A 15,541-nucleotide genomic window follows, 5' to 3' on the forward strand; every position below is an offset into this window, starting at 1 on the left:
CAAGGCGCGCGACCAAGGCAGAGGCCGCGCTGCGCGGCGAGCTGCCCAACGAGGCCGCCTTCCGGGCGGCCGCAGCCGCGGAGTTCGCCGATGCGCGGCCGCTTCGCGACAATGCGTTCAAGCCCGAACTGGCGACGCGAACGCTGGCCGCGGTGCTGGCCGAGCTGGCGAAGGGAGACGTGGCATGAGCATCATCGATAGCGCAAAGCAGGCGGCGCAGGGCCTGATGCAGGGCGCGATGGAGAAGCTCGTTCCGCTGGCACCCGACAGCTGGATTCCCGGCGGCCGGCCCGATCCGCTGATCGCACACAAGCACGGGCTGATCGGTACGCCGGTATCGCGGCGCGACGGCGCGCTGAAGGTCAAGGGCGAGGCAGGCTTCGCCGCGGAGTTCCGCTTCGACGACTTGGCCTATGCGGCACTCGCCTATGCGACGATCCCGCGCGGCCGGATCACGGCGATCGACAGCGCGGCCGCGGAAGCCGCGCCGGGTGTCGTCCTGGTGATGACCCACCTCAACGCGCCACGGATGAACACGCCGGGCGTGTTCGGCTCGTCCCCGACCGCGGTGGGCCCCGCCGACCTGCCGATCCTGCAGGACGACCGCATCCACTGGAACGGGCAGCCGATCGCCTGCGTCCTCGCCGAGACTCAGGAACAGGCCGACCATGCCGCCTCGCTGCTCGGCTTCACCTATGCCGCGGAGCCGTCGACGACCAGCCTCGAGGGCGCGAAGGCGAACGGTCGCGAACCGGGCCTGTTCATGGGCCAGCCGCTGCACAACCGGATCGGCGATGCCGACGCCGCGCTCGCCACGGCGCCGCATGTCGTCGATCAGATCTATCGCACCCCGCGCCACAACCACAACCCGATCGAACCGCATGCCGCGACGATCGCATGGATCGACGGCGCGCTGGTGATCCACGACCCGAGCCAGATGGTCACCGCCCAGGCGCAGACGATCGGCGAGGTCTTCGATCTAAAGCCCGACAACGTCCGGTTGACCTCGCCCTATGTCGGCGGCGGTTTTGGCTGCAAGGGGTTGTGGGATCACCAGATCATCGGTGCCGCCGCGGCGAAGCTGGCAGGCCGCCCGGTGCGGATCACGCTGTCGCGCGAGGGCGTGTACCGCGTCGTCGGCGGGCGATCCCTCACCGAGCAGCGGGTGGCGATCGGCGCGACCGCGGAGGGCCGCTTCGATGCGCTGGTCCACACCGGGCTGTCGATCATGACGCCGCACAACAACATGCCCGAGCCGTTCATCCTCGGCACGCGCGCCGCCTATGCCTGCCCCAATATCAGCCTGCAGGTCGATATCGCGCGGATGAACATGCTGGCCAACACCTTCATGCGCGCACCGGGCGAGGCGGTCGGTACCTTCGCGCTGGAATGCGCGGTCGACGAACTCGCGGTCGATCTGGGCATCGACCCGGTCGAGCTGCGAATCCGCAACGAGCCGGAGAAGGACCCGACGTCGGGCCTCGCCTTCTCCTCGCGCCATATCGTCGAGGCGTGGCGCAACGGTGCGGATCATTTCGGCTGGGCGGATCGCAGTGTCGAACCGGCCACGCGCCGCGATGGCGAATGGCAGATCGGCATGGGCTGCGCGACAGGGACCTATCCCTATTACCGGATGCCCGGCGCACAGGCGCGCATCACCCTCACGCGGGACGGCGACGCCGTGCGCGCGCTGATCGAGGTCGCGGCGGCGGAAATGGGCATGGGGACCTCGACCACCACCGCGATCGTCGGCGCGGAACGACTGGGTCTGTCGCTCGATCAGGTCGAGGTCGGCTATGGCGACTCTTCGATCCCGGGCGCGATCATGGCGGGGGGGATCGCAGCAGACCGCGGCGATCGGCGCGGCCGTCATCGCGGCGCATAACGCACTGGTCGCCGAGCTGCTCAAGCTGGCCGGCAACGACTCGCCCCTCGCGGGGCTGTCGGCGGATACGGTTGGCAGCGAGGATGCCGGGCTGGCGAAGATCGACGACCCGTCGCAGCGTGAAAGCTACGCCTCGATCCTGACGCGTGCGCAGCGCGACAGCGTCACCGTCACCGCGGCGGCGTCGCAACCGCTCGAACTGATGCACTGGTCGATGCACTCGCACAGCGCGATCTTCTGCGAGGTGCGGGTCAATGCGATTACCGGTGAGACACGGGTCAGCCGCATCCTCGGATCGTTCGACTGCGGGCGCATCCTCAACCCCAAGACGGCAAAGAGCCAGTTCCGCGGCGGGATCATCATGGGGCTCGGCATGGCGCTGATGGAGGAGACGCAGTTCGACGAGCGCAACGGCCGGGTCATGAACCCCAGCCTCGCCGAATACCACATCCCCGTGCACCTCGACGTTCCGGAAATCGACGTCATCTGGACCGATATCGCCGATCCCCACACACCGATGGGTGCGCACGGGATCGGCGAGATCGGCATCACCGGCGTCGCGGCGGCGGTCGCCAACGCGGTCTACAACGCCACCGGCAAGCGCGTCCGCGATCTGCCGATCACCCTCGACAAGCTGCTATAGGGTGGCCCTTTAGGGGAAGCGCGACACGCGCCGGTCGGGCGGTCGCCGACCGGCGCTGTGCTGCCCCACCCGCCGCGTTGCGAACCGTTTGCGGCCTCGAGCGCCTTCGTGACGCGATTTCGGATGACCCCGAAGCAACAGCCGCCCGTGATCGCCTAAATCCCGTTGGGGTCGAGCATCGACACCCGCGCCCGTGTCTCATAACCGGATACGGAAGGTCGTCCTGTTCTGTCGCGATGACACTTCCCCTTACCGCCGTGCCGGGATCTAGCGGCTGCTCGCGCGTTACAGCTTGCTGCCCCCCTTTTCCCCCACGCCAACGGAAGATCAGATCATGTCCGACCAGACCGACAGCCCCGTCCTGCAGCCCGTCACGATCGGCGAACTGCGACTGCAGAACCGTATCGTCATGGCGCCGCTGACGCGCAGCCGCTCGAGCGACGAGGGTGTACCGCCCGACTTTGCCGCCGACTATTATGCGCAGCGTGCCGATGCCGGCCTCATCATCAGCGAAGCGACCAACATCTCGTCGCAGGCGCGCGGCTATGCGATGACGCCCGGCATCTGGTCGGACGCGCAGGTCGCCGCATGGACGCCGATCGTCGAGGCCGTCCATCGGCGTGGCGGGGCGATCTTCCTGCAGCTGTGGCACACCGGCCGCATCTCGCATCCCGATCTCCACGACGGCGCGCTCCCCGTCGCGCCGTCCGCGATCAAGGCGGAGGGCCAGGCCTTCACGAACGACGGGATGAAGGATTTCGTCACCCCGCGCGCGCTGGAGACGGACGAGATCCCCGCGATCGTCGAGGATTACCGCCGCGCTGCCGAACAGGCGAAGGCCGCGGGGTTTGACGGCGTCGAGGTCCATGCCGCGAACAACTATCTGCTCGAACAGTTCATCCGCGACAGCACCAACCAGCGCAGCGACGTCTATGGCGGCACGATCGAGAACCGGTTGCGCTTCCCGCTCGACGTCGTTCGCGCCGTCGTCGATGTCTGGGGCGCAAACCGCGTCGGGATCCGCATCTCGCCCGCGACGACCGAGCCGGGCAAGACCCCGCTCGACAGCCAGGTCGGGCGGACCTTCGACACGTTCGTCGATGCCCTGTCGGAGATCGGGCTGCTGTACATCCACGATATCGAAGGCGTGACCCAGCAGACGCGCGACGTGCCGGACGGCGTCGACTTCCAGGCGCTGCGCAAACGCTTCTCGGGCGCGTATATCGCCAACAACCAGTATACGCTGGAGCTTGCCGAAAAGACGCTGGCAGAAGGCAATGCCGACCTGTTCAGCTTCGGTCGCCCCTTCCTCGCCAATCCCGATCTCGTCGACCGGCTGCGCACCGGCGCGCCGCTGGCCGAGGCGCCGAAGCAATATTGGTATGGCGGCGGCGCCGTCGGCTATTCGGACTGGCCCGGCATGAACGGGAAGATCGAGCTCGCGTAATGCGGCAGAGCGCCTGAGGTGACCGAGGGGACGCGGGGCCGGCACACATCGTGCCGCCCTCGTCCCCGATCAGCCACAGCAGCGCTTGTGCTTTTTCCCCGACCCGCAAGGGCACGGATCGTTGCGGCCGACTTTCGATGCCGTCGTCGCCGATGCGTCGGGTGACGACGGGCCGGCGACGCTCACCTGCGCTGCGTACAAGCGCTGAACGGCGTCGGTCAGTTCGGCCGGCGCCCGGTCCTGAAGCGCGTTGATCTCAACGCTGTCGAGGTCGCTCTCATTGCCCGCGACCGCGATCAGCGTTGCCAGCTGCGACCACGGGGCCGCCCTTGCGGGGTCGTCGGCCAGCGCATCCCAGGCCGCGGGGCGCAACGCGACCGCATCGGTCAGGCCGTCGATCCAATATTCCCACAGAACTTCACCATCGCGCTCATCGACGTCGAAGATCGGTTGAAGCTTGCCGCGGGCAAGGTCGCGCGCGATCTCATCACGTCGCGCCGCCACCGCATCGGCGAACCATTGCACGTCGAGCGGATCCTCGAAGGGCGGCGTGCCATCGGACTCGCTTCCCCAGATCACCGTCATCCACTCGCCCGGCGCGATCGCCTCCGGGGAGATCAGCAGCCCGGTGAGGAAGCCGTCGAGCTCGGTGAGCAACATCGGTTCCTCGACGGCGAGATCGGCGAGCGCGCCATCGAGGCGCCGGAAGCGCGACGGGAATCGCTTCACAGGCTGAGCGCGCGGCGGCGCATCTCGGCCTGCGCCATCTCGCGCAGCGGGGTCGCCTCGCCCGCAGCGAAAATGTCCGCGAGGTCGAGCAGATCCTCGTCGCCGAGAGCATTCACCGAGTCCTCGACGGCCGCAAGCCGATCGAGCGCGCGCGCCGTCACCATCCCCTGGCGCTTGGTTCGTATTTTGAGCATCGCCGTCCACTAGCAGAACCGGTCAGGATTTACAGGCGCAGACCACGTCCATGATCCGGCACGCATCGACGTGCGGGTGGCAGCCTCTTGGCGCACCGGATCGCAATCTCGAAAATTGTCGCGCGCTCCAAACCGTCCCTGCCCTGACCGCTCTATAATCAAGCTGACCTTGATGGGCGGTCCCCCGATTCCGCGGCTGGCGGCCAGATCGGCGTGACGTGTGAGATTTAGACGACGGCAAATCGCCGCCAGTTTGTTTGAGCTATCGATTCACATGATGCAGCACAAAGGAATCCGTTGATGTTGGCAAAGATCCTCGGCGGCGTCTCGTCAGACGTCCTCACGTCCGAATTGGCGCGCCTCGAGAGCATGTTTGCCGATGGTGACTTTTCGCAACGGGCGAATACTTCGCTCGCCAACGGCCAGACCCAGACGGTGCTTTGCGCGATCAACCAGATGCTCGATCGCGCGCTGCGCCCGGTTGGCCAGTTGAGCGCCCGGATCGACGACTGGAGCGCTGCGCATGACAAGGGCGATATCGACGCCATCCTGCCGATCGACGAGTTTCACGGGACGTTCGCGGTCATGGCCAAGCGGCTCAACCTTCTGGTCGGCAGCCACATCGCGGTCAAAAGATCCGCGATGGCCTGCGTCAGGGAATTCAGCGAGGGTAATTTCGCCGCCCCGCTAGAGCGTTTCCCGGGCAAGAAGGCGTTCATCAACGAGACGATCGAGACGCTGCGCGCAAATCTGCAGGGCCTGATCAGCGAACTGAACCACATGTCCTCCGAGCACGACAAGGGCGACATCGACGTCATCGTCGCGGCCGACCGGTTCAAGGGCGACTTCGGCACCATGGCGCGCGGCGTCAATACCATGGTCGCCAACCATATCGCCGTAAAAAAGAAGGCGATGGCCTGCATCAAGGCGTTTGGCGAAGGCAATTTCGACGCGCCGCTCGAAGCCTTTCCCGGCAAGAAGGCGTTCATCAACGACACCGTCGAGACGCTGCGGCGCAACCTGCGCGACATCATCGGCGAGGTGGAACGGCTGATCAAGGCATCGACCGCGGGCGAGCTCGGCCAGCGCGGTGACGAGACGCGCTTCGTTGGCGATTTCGCCGGACTGGTCTGCGGGATCAACGCGATGCTCGACGCGACGCTGCTGCCGATCGAGGAGGGCAATCGCGTCCTGAACCTCGCCAGCGTCGGCGACCTGCGCGAGATGGTCGAGATCCCCTGCCAGGGCGACCACCGCCGCATGAAGGATTCGATCAACGCGCTGGTCGACAATCTGCGGGTAAGCGCCAGTCTCGCCGACAAGATCGCCGACGGTGATCTGAGCTTTGCACATCAGCCATTGTCCGATCAGGATACGCTTGGACAGGCGATCGTGCGGATGGTCGACAATCTGCGGGTGAGTGCCGATCTGGCCGACAAGATTGCCGATGGCGATCTGGCGGTGTCGCACCAGCCCATGTCCGACAAGGATGTCCTCGGCCAGGCGCTGGTGCGGATGATCGAGCAATTGCGCAACGTCGTCGGCAAGGCCAGCGGCGCCGCCGACAACGTCTCGGCCGGAAGCCAGGAGCTGTCGGCCAGTTCCGAGCAGGTCTCGCAAGGCGCGACCGAGCAGGCGGCGGCTGCCGAAGAAGCGTCTTCGGCGATGGAAGAGATTGCCGCCAACATCAAGCAGAGCGCGGACAATGCCGCGCAGACCGAAAAGATCGCCCGCCAGTCGGCGAAGGACGCCGAACTCAGCGGGATCGCGGTCCAGCGCGCGGTCAACGCGATGCGGACGATCGCCGAGAAGATCGGTATCGTCCAGGAGATCGCCCGGCAGACCGATCTGCTAGCACTGAACGCCGCGGTCGAGGCGGCGCGCGCCGGTGAACATGGCCGAGGTTTTGCCGTCGTCGCCTCGGAAGTCCGCAAGCTCGCGGAACGCAGTCAGGTCGCAGCGGCAGAGATCGGATCGGTGTCCTCGCAGACCGTCGCCGCGGCGACCGAAGCCGGCGACATGCTGACCAAGCTGGTGCCCGACATCAGCCGCACCGCCGAACTCGTCGCCGAGATCAGCGCGGCATGCCGTGAACAGGACATCGGCGCGGCACAGATCAACGAAGCGATCCAGCAGCTCGACCTGATCAGTCAGCAGAATGCCGGTGCGTCCGAACAGATCACCGCGACGTCGGAGGAGCTCGCCTCGCAGGCCGAGGAACTCCAGGCCAGCATCGCCTATTTCCGGACCGGCGGCGGGGCGGACCTTGGCCATCGCCGGCCGGCCCCGGCGGTGCAGCGCAAGGTGAGCGCGCGCAGCCCGATCGCCGCACGGCCAAGCGCCAAGGCCAAGCGGCCAAAGCCCAATTCTATCGCCGACCAGCAGGCCCGCGTGAACGGCTTCGCGCTCGATCTGATCAAGGGTGGCACCGACGCCGACGACGATGCTTTCGGCGCGCAGGCGGCCTGAGCGCGGATTGCTTCAACGGGCGGCCTAGCCGGTAATCAGACGCAACCGCTGACGCTGTGGTGAGGCGATCGCGCCGTCGGGCGCGATCGCCTTGCGGCGTTAATGACGACCTGATCGAAAATAAGCGATGGGTCCGGAACGGACCTCTTGGCCGCCGTCTATAATGAACCAGCGGACCCGGCCGCGCGAAGCTGCCGGTCGGAGAGAATGGGGGAACGCATGGCGCAAATCATCCTTGTACCGGCCACCGTCACGACCAGCTCGGTGGTGCCCTTCGCCGCGGACCTCGCGTCACAGCTCGAGCAGCATGACGCGATCGAACTCGATCTCTCCGCCGTTGCCGAAGCCGATGTCAGCCTTTTGCAGCTCGTCTGCGCGGCGCGCCGTCAGGCCGAACGCGACGGCAAGTCCCTGCGCCTTGCAATGCCGGTGCACGACGCGCTGGCGGCGCTGCTCGAGCGCGCGGGCTTCCTCACCGATATCCCATCAGCCGATCAGAATTTCTGGTTTCACGGAGATTTGCCGCGATGAGCGCATCCATCCTTATCGTCGATGATTCCACCAGCATACGCGTCGCCATCCGCATGGCGCTGACCGGGGCTGGCTACACCGTCAGCGAGGCCGCCGACGGCGCGCAGGGCCTGAGCAAGGCCAGCGGCAGCCGCTTCGACATGATCATCACCGATCTCAACATGCCCAACATGGACGGGCTGTCGATGATCCGCGCGCTGCGCAAGAACCCCGCGCAATGCGGTACCCCGATCCTGTTCCTCACCACCGAATCCGAGGATGCGATGAAGCAGCAGGCCAAGGCCGCCGGCGCGACCGGCTGGCTGGTCAAGCCGTTCGTTCCTGAACAGCTGGTCCGGGTCGTGCGCAAGGTCCTCGGACGGTGAGCCAGAACGACCCCGTCGCCGCATTCCGCGTCGAGGCGGGCGAAGTGCTCGAACAGGTCGAGCAGGGCTTGCTCGATCTCGGTCACCGGCTGAACGATCACGAGCTGATCGACGCAGTGTTCCGCGGGCTGCACACGCTCAAGGGCTCGGGCGCGATGTTCGGCTTCGACGCGCTGGCCAGCTTCACGCATCACTGCGAGACCGCCTTCGACCGCGTCCGCAAGAACCTGACCCCCGCCACGCCACAGCTGATCGCGGTCATTCTGTCCGCGCAGGATCACATGCGCGCGCTGATCGAGGGCGACGCGACTGACCGCAAGGCGGAGGGTGACGCGATCCTGGCAAAGCTGCAGGCGGCGCTGGACGGCGCACCCGCGCCGACGCCGGAGGCGCCGCCCGTTTTGCAGGGGTGGCAGCTGTCGCTCCGCCTGCCCCCCGAAGCGATGCAGAATGGCATCAACCCGCTCGCGCTGCTCGATGAATTGCGCACGCTCGGCGACTGCCGGATCGTCGCGCGGACCGACCAGGTGCCGCCGCTTGCCGAGCTGGTGCCGACCGAATGCCATATCGGCTGGGATATCGAAGTGCGCGGCGCGGTGTCGCGGGATGACCTCGAGGACGTCTTCATCTTCGTGCTCGACGACCTGGACCTTCAGATCAAGCGATCGGCGACACGTCGTGCGACGCTGTGGATGACGCCGCGCCGCCGTCCGACGCGGGCACGACGCCGTCTGCGCTCCCGCCCGCACGGGTCGACACGATGCCACCGGTGCAGGATCGCGACCCGGCCACCACCCAGAACGGCCGGGGCGCGCCCAAGACCGGCGAAAGCGTTCGGGTACCAGCCGAACGCCTCGACCTGCTGATGGACCGGGTGGGCGAACTCGTCATCGTCCAGAGCCGGCTGTCGCAGCTCGCGCATAGCAGCGGCAGCAACGCGACGGACGTCGCGCTTCGCTCCATCTCCGAGGAGATCGAGCGGCTGGCGAGCGAATTGCGAGACACGGTGATGGTGCTCCGCATGGTGCCCGTCGCCACGCTGTTCGGCCGCTTCCGCCGCCTCGTCCACGACATCGCGCGCGATACCGGCAAGACGATCGAGCTGTCGACCGACGGCGAGACGACCGAGGTCGACAAGACGGTGATCGAACGGCTCGCCGATCCGCTGATCCACCTGATCCGCAACGCCTGCGATCACGGGATCGAACCGCCCGAGCGGCGCCTTGCCGCAGGGAAGCCCGAGGTCGGGCAGGTTCGGCTGTCCGCGCGTCAGGAGGGTGGCGAGGTCGTCATCACGATCCGCGACGACGGCCACGGGATCGACCGCGAGCGCGTGCGCGCCAAGGCCGAGGCGCACGGCCTGCTCCAGCCGGGACAGATCGTGAGCGACCAGGAGTTGCTCCAGATGATCTTCCATCCCGGCTTCTCGACCGCACCGCAGATCACCAGCCTGTCGGGTCGCGGCGTCGGGATGGACGTGGTCAAACGCACGATCGAGAGCCTGCGCGGCACGATCGAGGTGGCGAGCGTATCGGGCCAGGGATCGGCGATGTCGCTGCGCATCCCGCTGACCCTCGCGATCATCGACGGGCTGCTGATCCGGGTCGGCGACGGTCGCTACGTCATTCCGCTCGCCGTGGTCGAGGAATGCATCGAACTCAGCCTCGAGGAAGACCTGCGTTCGCGCGGGCGGAGCTTCATCACGCTGCGCGATCGGCTCGTTCCGTTCGTCCGGCTGCGCGAGATGTTCGCGACGGGGACGAAGCCCAGCGTCCACCAGAAGATCGTCATCATCGCGACCGGCACCGAGCGGGTCGGGCTGGTGGTCGATCAGATCATCGGCAGCCACCAGACCGTGATCAAGCCGATGTCGGCGGTGCACTGCAACGTCCCGACCTTCGCCGGCGCGACAATCCTCGGCGATGGCGGCGTCGCGCTGATTCTCGACGTCGTCCAGCTCGTCGCGCTGGGCCAGCATCAGGAGGAGCGGCTTCGCGCCGTTGCATGACCATGGAAGACACGACGGAAACCCAGTGGGACGAAGACGGCCGGCTCGAGGTGCTGACGTTCGATCTGCAAGCCGAGAAGTTCGCGGTCGAGGCGGTCCTTGTCCGGGAGATCCTGGACCTGCTGCCCGAAACGGTCGTGCCGGGTGCGGACCGGCTGGTCGCGAGCGTCGCGAACTTTCGGGGCAAGATCATCCCGATCGCCGACCTGCGCCTGGCGTTCGGCCTGCCCTCGGCGGAATCGACGATGGACAGCCGGATCGTGGTGGTCGAGCTCGACGTCGACGGTGTCCCGACGCAGATCGCATCCGCACCGACAAGGTGCACGAGGTCGCGACCTTGCACCACGATGCCAGCGAGACCCCGCCTACGGTCGGCCTGCGCTGGCGTCGCGATTTCATCCGCGAACTGGTGCGTACGCCGCAGGGCGTCATCGTCCTCGTCAATATCGCGCGGATCTTCGACCCGCTGCTCGGTGGCCGCGCCACCCCCGCCGTGCTCGCGCCGGCACTCCTCTGACGCTGGAAGGACCGACATGTACGGGTCAATCGAACGATGCTCGGCGACGGCCACTGATCGGTCCCGCGGGTCCCGGCCAGGTGGTGCGGCACGCCCCCGCTCCGCAGCCTGTGCTGGGTGCGCGGCATGAGCGTCGCCGGAGAGCTGCAGGCCGTGACCTTCGGGCTGGGTGCCGAGACCTTTGCGGTGCCCGTCACGCTGGTCCGCGAGATTCTCGACTGGAGCGAGACCTTCCACATTCCGAACGGCCCCGATTATCTGCTGGGGCTGACCGATCTGCGCGGCGAGGGCGTGACGACGATCGACCTGCGACGCCGCCTCGGCCTGCCGCCGGTCGCGCCGACGCCGAGCACGCGGATCCTCGTGATCGATGTCCCCGTCGATGGGCGCAACCTGGTCCTAGGCCTCGTCGTCGACCGGGTGCTGGAGGTCAGCACCTTCGACCGCGGCCAGATCGGCGCGGCGCCCGATATCGGCGTCCGCTGGCCGTCGCGCTATATTGCGGGGGTGGTCAAGCGGACCGAGGGTTTCGTCGTGCTGGTCGATGTCGCGCAGATCTTCTCCAGCGCCGAGGTCAACGCCCTGCACGCCAGCGCCGCATGACGGGGTCGCGTCGCGACCCCTGACACCCAATCCTCATGGTGCCGCCTCGACCGGTCCCTCGTCATTTCTGGAGCTGGCTCCCGTGTCCTTCATCTCCCCGATCGTCAAATCTACGCCGAGCGCCTCGGACCAGATCGGCCCGCGCGAGTTCGCGAAGCTCGCCGACTATATCTTCGACTATGCCGGGATCCGGATGCCGGCGAGCAAGCGGACGATGCTCGAAGGGCGGTTGCGGCGTCGGCAACGCGCGCTGGGGTTCGATACGCTCGAGGCCTATTGTCGCCATGTCCTGACGGACAATAATCTCGATCAGGAGGGCATCCACCTAATCAACGCGGTGACGACCAACAAGACGGACTTCTTCCGCGAACCGGTCCATTTCGACTTTCTGCGCGACGTCGCCCTCCCCGGCCTGGAAGCGACCTATCTGCGGACGATCCGTGCCTGGAGCGTCGCCTGCTCGACCGGGCCCGAGCCCTACACGATCGCGATGCTGCTCGACCAGTTTGCCGCCACGCGCCGCGGCATCGCCTACAGCATATTGGCGACCGATCTGGACACCGAGGTGCTCGAGATCGCCCGGCGCGGCATCTACCCCGCCGATCTCGCAGAGCCCGTTCCGGCGGCGCTGCGGCGCAAATATCTGATGGAATCGCGTGATCCGGCGCGCCGCGAAGTCCGCGTGATACCCGAGTTGCGCCGGGCGATCGCGTTCGCCCGGCTGAACCTGATGGACGAGGTCTATCCGGTCGGCGAGCCGATGCACCTGATCTTCTGCCGCAACGTCCTCATCTATTTCGACAAGCAGACCCAGCATGAGGTCGTCTCGAAGCTCGTCAGCAGGCTCGCGCCGGGTGGCTACCTGTTTCTGGGGCATTCGGAATCGATCACGGGGCACGACCTCCCGCTCGTGCCCGTCGCCCACACCGTTTTCCAGCGGAGCTGATCCATGGCCATCTCCGGAAAGATCCGTGTGCTCATCGTCGACGACTCCGCGGTCGCGCGGCATGCCCTTGCGGCGATCCTAGAGGAGGATCCAGAGATCACCGTCATGGGCACTGCCGCCGACCCGTTCAGCGCAGCCCGCCGCATCCAGGACGAAGTGCCCGACGTGATGATGCTCGATGTCGAGATGCCGCGCATGGACGGGATCACCTTCCTGAAGAAGCTGATGGCACAATGCCCGCTTCCCGTGGTGATGTGCTCGTCGGTCACGGAAAAGGGCTCCGACGCGATGCTGCAGGCATTGGAGGCGGGCGCGGTCGACGTCATCGTGAAGCCCCGTGCCGGTCTCGCCGAGCATCTCGCCGATCACAATCTCCAGATCCGCGACGTGATCAAGGCGGCGGCGCGCGTGCGGGTCTCGCTCCGGTCGTCCAATGGCAGCCGGCCGGGCCGGCTCGAGCAGAAGCTCACCGCGGACGCCGTCCTGCCGCCCCCGAGCGGTCGCGTGATGAACCGCGCGACCGAGCGCGTGGTATGCCTCGGCGCATCGACCGGGGGAACCGAGGCCCTACGCGAAGTCCTCACGGCGCTGCCCGCGACCACGCCCGGTGTCGTCGTGGTTCAGCACATGCCGGAAAACTTCACGCGCGCTTTTGCCAATCGGCTGAACACGCTGTGCGTCGTGACCGTCAAGGAAGCCGAGGACGGCGATCCCGTCCTGCCGGGCACCGTCCTGATCGCGCCCGGCGGCAAGCACATGATGATCGAGCGGCGCGGGACCCGCTATTTCGTCGCGGTCCGCGACGGGCCGCTGGTCTCGCGTCACCGGCCATCGGTCGACGTCCTGTTCCGCTCGGCGGCGACCGCTGCGGGGACGAACGCGATCGGCGTCATCATGACGGGCATGGGCGACGATGGCGCGCGCGGGATGCTCGAGATGAAACAGGCGGGCGGCCGCACCTTCGCGCAGGACGAGGCGACGTCGATCGTCTTCGGCATGCCCAAGGAAGCGATCGCGCTGGGCGGCGTCGATCGGGTCGTCCCGTTGCATCACATCGCCCGCGACGTCTTGCACGCAACGGCACAATAGGGGCTAGGACGATGACATGGGTCGAACACAGGGCTGTCGAGTCCGATCGGGACGGCGACGAAATGCCGGCCTGGAGCGTGCTGGCAACCGAGCTCGAGAGCGTGGCGAGCGGGCTCGACCAGCGCTTCGTCGATGCCGGGCGTTCGCTGGAACGCGCCTATGACACGGTCGGAAACCTGATCGGCAGCCTCGAAAGCGTCACCAATGCGCTCGACCGGGATGCCGCCGACCGCGCGGTCGCGACGATGCAGGCCAATGCCGACCAGCTCGCCAGCCTGCCCGCGCGACAGAAGACGCGGCAGCATTCGCTCGACATCCTTCAGCAGGCGAGCGGAACGGTGCAGACGGAAATCGGGCGGGTCGACCGGACGCTCGATCTGCTGAAGATCTGCGGGCAGTATCTGAAAGTCGCGGCCGCCGGTGCGCACGGTTTTGCCGAGTTCGCCGACGCGATGGTCGCCGAACTGGACGTCAGCGAACGCGAGATCCACGAGATCAGCAAGGAGGTCGGGCAGCTCGCATCGACGGTTCCCTGCGTCGTCGAGGTGAATCGCGTGCTGGCGTCCGAATGCGCGCGCCTGTGCCCGCATGTTCCCGACAAACTCGCCGCGGACGCGATCGGACTCCAGCAGAACCAGATCGAGGCCGCGCGGCGTGCCGAGACGATCGCGACGATTGCCCGGGACATTCGCAGCAAGCTGTCCGCGGCGCACGGCGCATTGCAGATCGGCGACATCACCCGGCAGCGGCTCGAACATGTCGCGCAGGCCTGCAGCCTGCTCGGTACGGCGGTCGACGAGCTCAATCGCGCGGGCGATCCGGCTGCCGCCAGCGCGCTCGAAGGCCAGGTGATGGCGATGCTCGCGGCACAGGTCGCCGACGCGGCCGCGGATCTCCAGAAGGAATCGCGTCTGTTGGGCGGCAATTTCCGCGCGATCGCAACGCAGGTCGCGACGATGGTGGCACCGCATGAATCGAGCGGCGTCGAGCGGACGAGCGATGGCGCATTCCTGCAGCTGCTCGAGCAAAGCGTCGCCGATGTCGATGCGGTCACCGCGCAGTTGCGCGACGCCGACATGCGGTCGACGCAATTGGGATCCGAAGCCTCCGCCACCGTCAGACGCCTGGGCGACCGGCTGACGACGATCCACCGGGTCACGAGCGGCGTGCGGATCATGGCGTGGAATTCCGATCTGCGCTCGTTCCGCATGGGCCGCGAGGGCGACGGGCTGGCCCGTATCGCGACCGAGATCCGCTGTGCCGTCAACACCCTGGAGGCTGTCTCGGCATCGATCGCCAGCGCCTTCGAACAGTTGAGCGACGCCGCCGACGCGATCGGCTCGCCCCACGATGGCGACGAAGCGACGGCAGGGTCGCTGCCCGAGGCGCTCGCGGTCATTCGCGCGGGGGCGTTGCTCACGCGTCAGGGCATGTCCGGCCTCGACCGTGATGCGGGGGCGATCCACGACATCGTCGCGGCGATGACCAGCACGCTGGACTGTGAAACCGCCTTTGCCGAGCCGCTGGCGCGCATCAATGCGAAACTCGATGCACTGGCAATGCCGCTGGTCGAAGCGAGCCAGAGTATCTCGACCACCGGCGAGCAGCTTTTTCACGCGATAAACGCTTTCTACACGATGGCACGCGAACGCCAGGTGCACGCCCGCTTTTCGCCATCCCAGGACCAGCCCGAAGCCGAGGTCGCTGCGCTGTCAGAGGAGGCGGACGACTGCGACGGTCTGTTCTGAGGTCGAGGCGAGTCCTCGACTGGTTCGATCAGCCGAGACGATCGGCCTGAGTCCTGATCCACGCAGCAGTCTCGTCGGGCCGCGTCACCGGGATCATGTGGCCGCCGTCGATCAGCGTCAGCTCGGCGTGGGGGACCATGTCGGCGAAGCGGGCGCCATGTACCTCGGGATCGAGAATCTGGTCGTCGCGGCCGTAGAGGATCGCGATCGGGAGCCAGAGGCCGTGATAGCGCGCGACCATGTCGGGCAGGTCGTCATTGGCAGCGACGAGATCGGCAGAGGCTGCCTCGAAATTTGCCGGCCGCGACACCAGCGCGCCGCCGCCGCGCGTCGCGAAATCGGCGGGCACGGCCTCGGGGCGCGAACG

At 67.0% G+C, this 15,541-nt stretch carries 11 protein-coding genes and 5 pseudogenes; 13 read left to right on the top strand and 3 right to left on the bottom strand.

Annotated elements, in window-relative coordinates; all coding sequences use genetic code 11:
- The 3 genes and pseudogenes from NI18_RS06160 to NI18_RS06170 form a co-directional block, all read left to right on the top strand.
- A pseudogene (locus NI18_RS06160) lies at positions 1–188 on the top strand (xanthine dehydrogenase family protein subunit M); the annotation flags it as partial.
- Positions 185–2,528 (top strand): annotated as a pseudogene (locus NI18_RS06165) (xanthine dehydrogenase family protein molybdopterin-binding subunit). The pseudogenes NI18_RS06160 and NI18_RS06165, both read left to right, overlap by 4 nt.
- 334 nt (positions 2,529–2,862) lie before the next feature.
- Positions 2,863–3,975, top strand: coding sequence for an alkene reductase (locus NI18_RS06170; RefSeq protein ID WP_037528801.1), 1,113 nt, complete (start codon positions 2,863–2,865; stop codon positions 3,973–3,975).
- A 69-nt stretch (positions 3,976–4,044) separates the two neighbouring features.
- Here the strand turns inward: NI18_RS06170 and NI18_RS06175 are convergent, their stop codons facing one another.
- Together NI18_RS06175 and NI18_RS06180 are read right to left on the bottom strand one after the other, a co-directional pair.
- On the bottom strand, positions 4,045–4,704 hold the full coding sequence (locus tag NI18_RS06175) for a UPF0149 family protein (RefSeq protein WP_037528804.1): 660 nt from the start codon (positions 4,702–4,704) through the stop codon (positions 4,045–4,047).
- Positions 4,701–4,898: a hypothetical protein gene (locus tag NI18_RS06180; protein WP_037528805.1), complete on the bottom strand. Its 198-nt coding sequence runs from the start codon at positions 4,896–4,898 to the stop codon at positions 4,701–4,703. Before NI18_RS06180 ends, NI18_RS06175 begins: the two co-directional genes overlap by 4 nt.
- Before the next feature lie 300 nt (positions 4,899–5,198).
- On the opposite strand from NI18_RS06180, the gene NI18_RS06185 reads away from it, so the two are divergent.
- The 10 genes and pseudogenes from NI18_RS06185 to NI18_RS06225 all read left to right on the top strand — a co-directional run bounded on the left by NI18_RS06185 (position 5,199) and on the right by NI18_RS06225 (position 15,174).
- Positions 5,199–7,367, top strand: coding sequence for a methyl-accepting chemotaxis protein (locus NI18_RS06185; protein WP_052149022.1), 2,169 nt, complete (start codon positions 5,199–5,201; stop codon positions 7,365–7,367).
- A 147-nt stretch (positions 7,368–7,514) separates the two neighbouring features.
- The gene (locus tag NI18_RS06190) at positions 7,515–7,898 is read left to right on the top strand and encodes an STAS domain-containing protein (RefSeq protein ID WP_128082099.1); all 384 of its coding nucleotides are present in this window, start codon (positions 7,515–7,517) and stop codon (positions 7,896–7,898) included.
- The gene (locus NI18_RS06195) at positions 7,895–8,263 is read left to right on the top strand and encodes a response regulator (RefSeq protein WP_037528806.1); all 369 of its coding nucleotides are present in this window, start codon (positions 7,895–7,897) and stop codon (positions 8,261–8,263) included. Before NI18_RS06190 ends, NI18_RS06195 begins: the two co-directional genes overlap by 4 nt.
- A pseudogene (locus NI18_RS06200) lies at positions 8,260–10,271 on the top strand (chemotaxis protein CheA). The gene NI18_RS06195 and the pseudogene NI18_RS06200 overlap by 4 nt, the downstream one beginning before the upstream one ends.
- A gap of 2 nt (positions 10,272–10,273) precedes the next feature.
- Positions 10,274–10,489: pseudogene (locus NI18_RS27850) on the top strand (chemotaxis protein CheW); the annotation flags it as partial.
- Between the two features lie 119 nt (positions 10,490–10,608).
- Positions 10,609–10,788 carry a hypothetical protein gene (locus tag NI18_RS27855; RefSeq protein WP_347574809.1) on the top strand — a complete coding sequence of 60 codons (180 nt, stop codon included), beginning with the start codon at positions 10,609–10,611 and terminating at the stop codon, positions 10,786–10,788.
- Positions 10,789–10,914: 126 nt separating this feature from the next.
- Positions 10,915–11,391 carry a chemotaxis protein CheW gene (locus NI18_RS06210; RefSeq protein WP_031439691.1) on the top strand — a complete coding sequence of 159 codons (477 nt, stop codon included), beginning with the start codon at positions 10,915–10,917 and terminating at the stop codon, positions 11,389–11,391.
- Positions 11,392–11,524: 133 nt separating this feature from the next.
- A complete protein-coding gene (locus tag NI18_RS06215) occupies positions 11,525–12,337 on the top strand; it encodes a protein-glutamate O-methyltransferase CheR (RefSeq protein ID WP_128082101.1) in 813 nt (270 codons plus the stop codon).
- A 3-nt stretch (positions 12,338–12,340) separates the two neighbouring features.
- A complete protein-coding gene (locus NI18_RS06220) occupies positions 12,341–13,426 on the top strand; it encodes a chemotaxis response regulator protein-glutamate methylesterase (protein WP_031439689.1) in 1,086 nt (361 codons plus the stop codon).
- 11 nt (positions 13,427–13,437) lie between these two features.
- Complete coding sequence (locus NI18_RS06225; protein ID WP_128082100.1) at positions 13,438–15,174, top strand: hypothetical protein; 1,737 nt, start codon at positions 13,438–13,440, stop codon at positions 15,172–15,174.
- Positions 15,175–15,202: 28 nt separating this feature from the next.
- On the opposite strand, the pseudogene NI18_RS24975 reads toward NI18_RS06225, so the two are convergent.
- Positions 15,203–15,541: pseudogene (locus NI18_RS24975) on the bottom strand (alpha/beta hydrolase); the annotation flags it as partial.

Origin of the sequence: Sphingomonas sp. Ant20, from assembly GCF_000783375.1 — a bacterium.
In the GTDB taxonomy this organism is placed as follows: Bacteria; Pseudomonadota; Alphaproteobacteria; order Sphingomonadales; family Sphingomonadaceae; genus Sphingomonas; species Sphingomonas aerolata.

What these genes read in the sequence shown, in the direction of transcription:
- NI18_RS06170 (WP_037528801.1), top strand. Translation starts at nt 2,863, where the DNA reads ATGTCCGACCAGACCGACAGCCCCGTCCTGCAGCCCGTCACGATCGGC.
- NI18_RS06180 (WP_037528805.1), bottom strand. Translation starts at nt 4,898, where the DNA reads ATGCTCAAAATACGAACCAAGCGCCAGGGGATGGTGACGGCGCGCGCG.
- NI18_RS06185 (WP_052149022.1), top strand. Translation starts at nt 5,199, where the DNA reads ATGTTGGCAAAGATCCTCGGCGGCGTCTCGTCAGACGTCCTCACGTCC.
- NI18_RS06195 (WP_037528806.1), top strand. Translation starts at nt 7,895, where the DNA reads ATGAGCGCATCCATCCTTATCGTCGATGATTCCACCAGCATACGCGTC.
- NI18_RS06210 (WP_031439691.1), top strand. Translation starts at nt 10,915, where the DNA reads ATGAGCGTCGCCGGAGAGCTGCAGGCCGTGACCTTCGGGCTGGGTGCC.
- NI18_RS06220 (WP_031439689.1), top strand. Translation starts at nt 12,341, where the DNA reads ATGGCCATCTCCGGAAAGATCCGTGTGCTCATCGTCGACGACTCCGCG.
- NI18_RS06225 (WP_128082100.1), top strand. Translation starts at nt 13,438, where the DNA reads ATGACATGGGTCGAACACAGGGCTGTCGAGTCCGATCGGGACGGCGAC.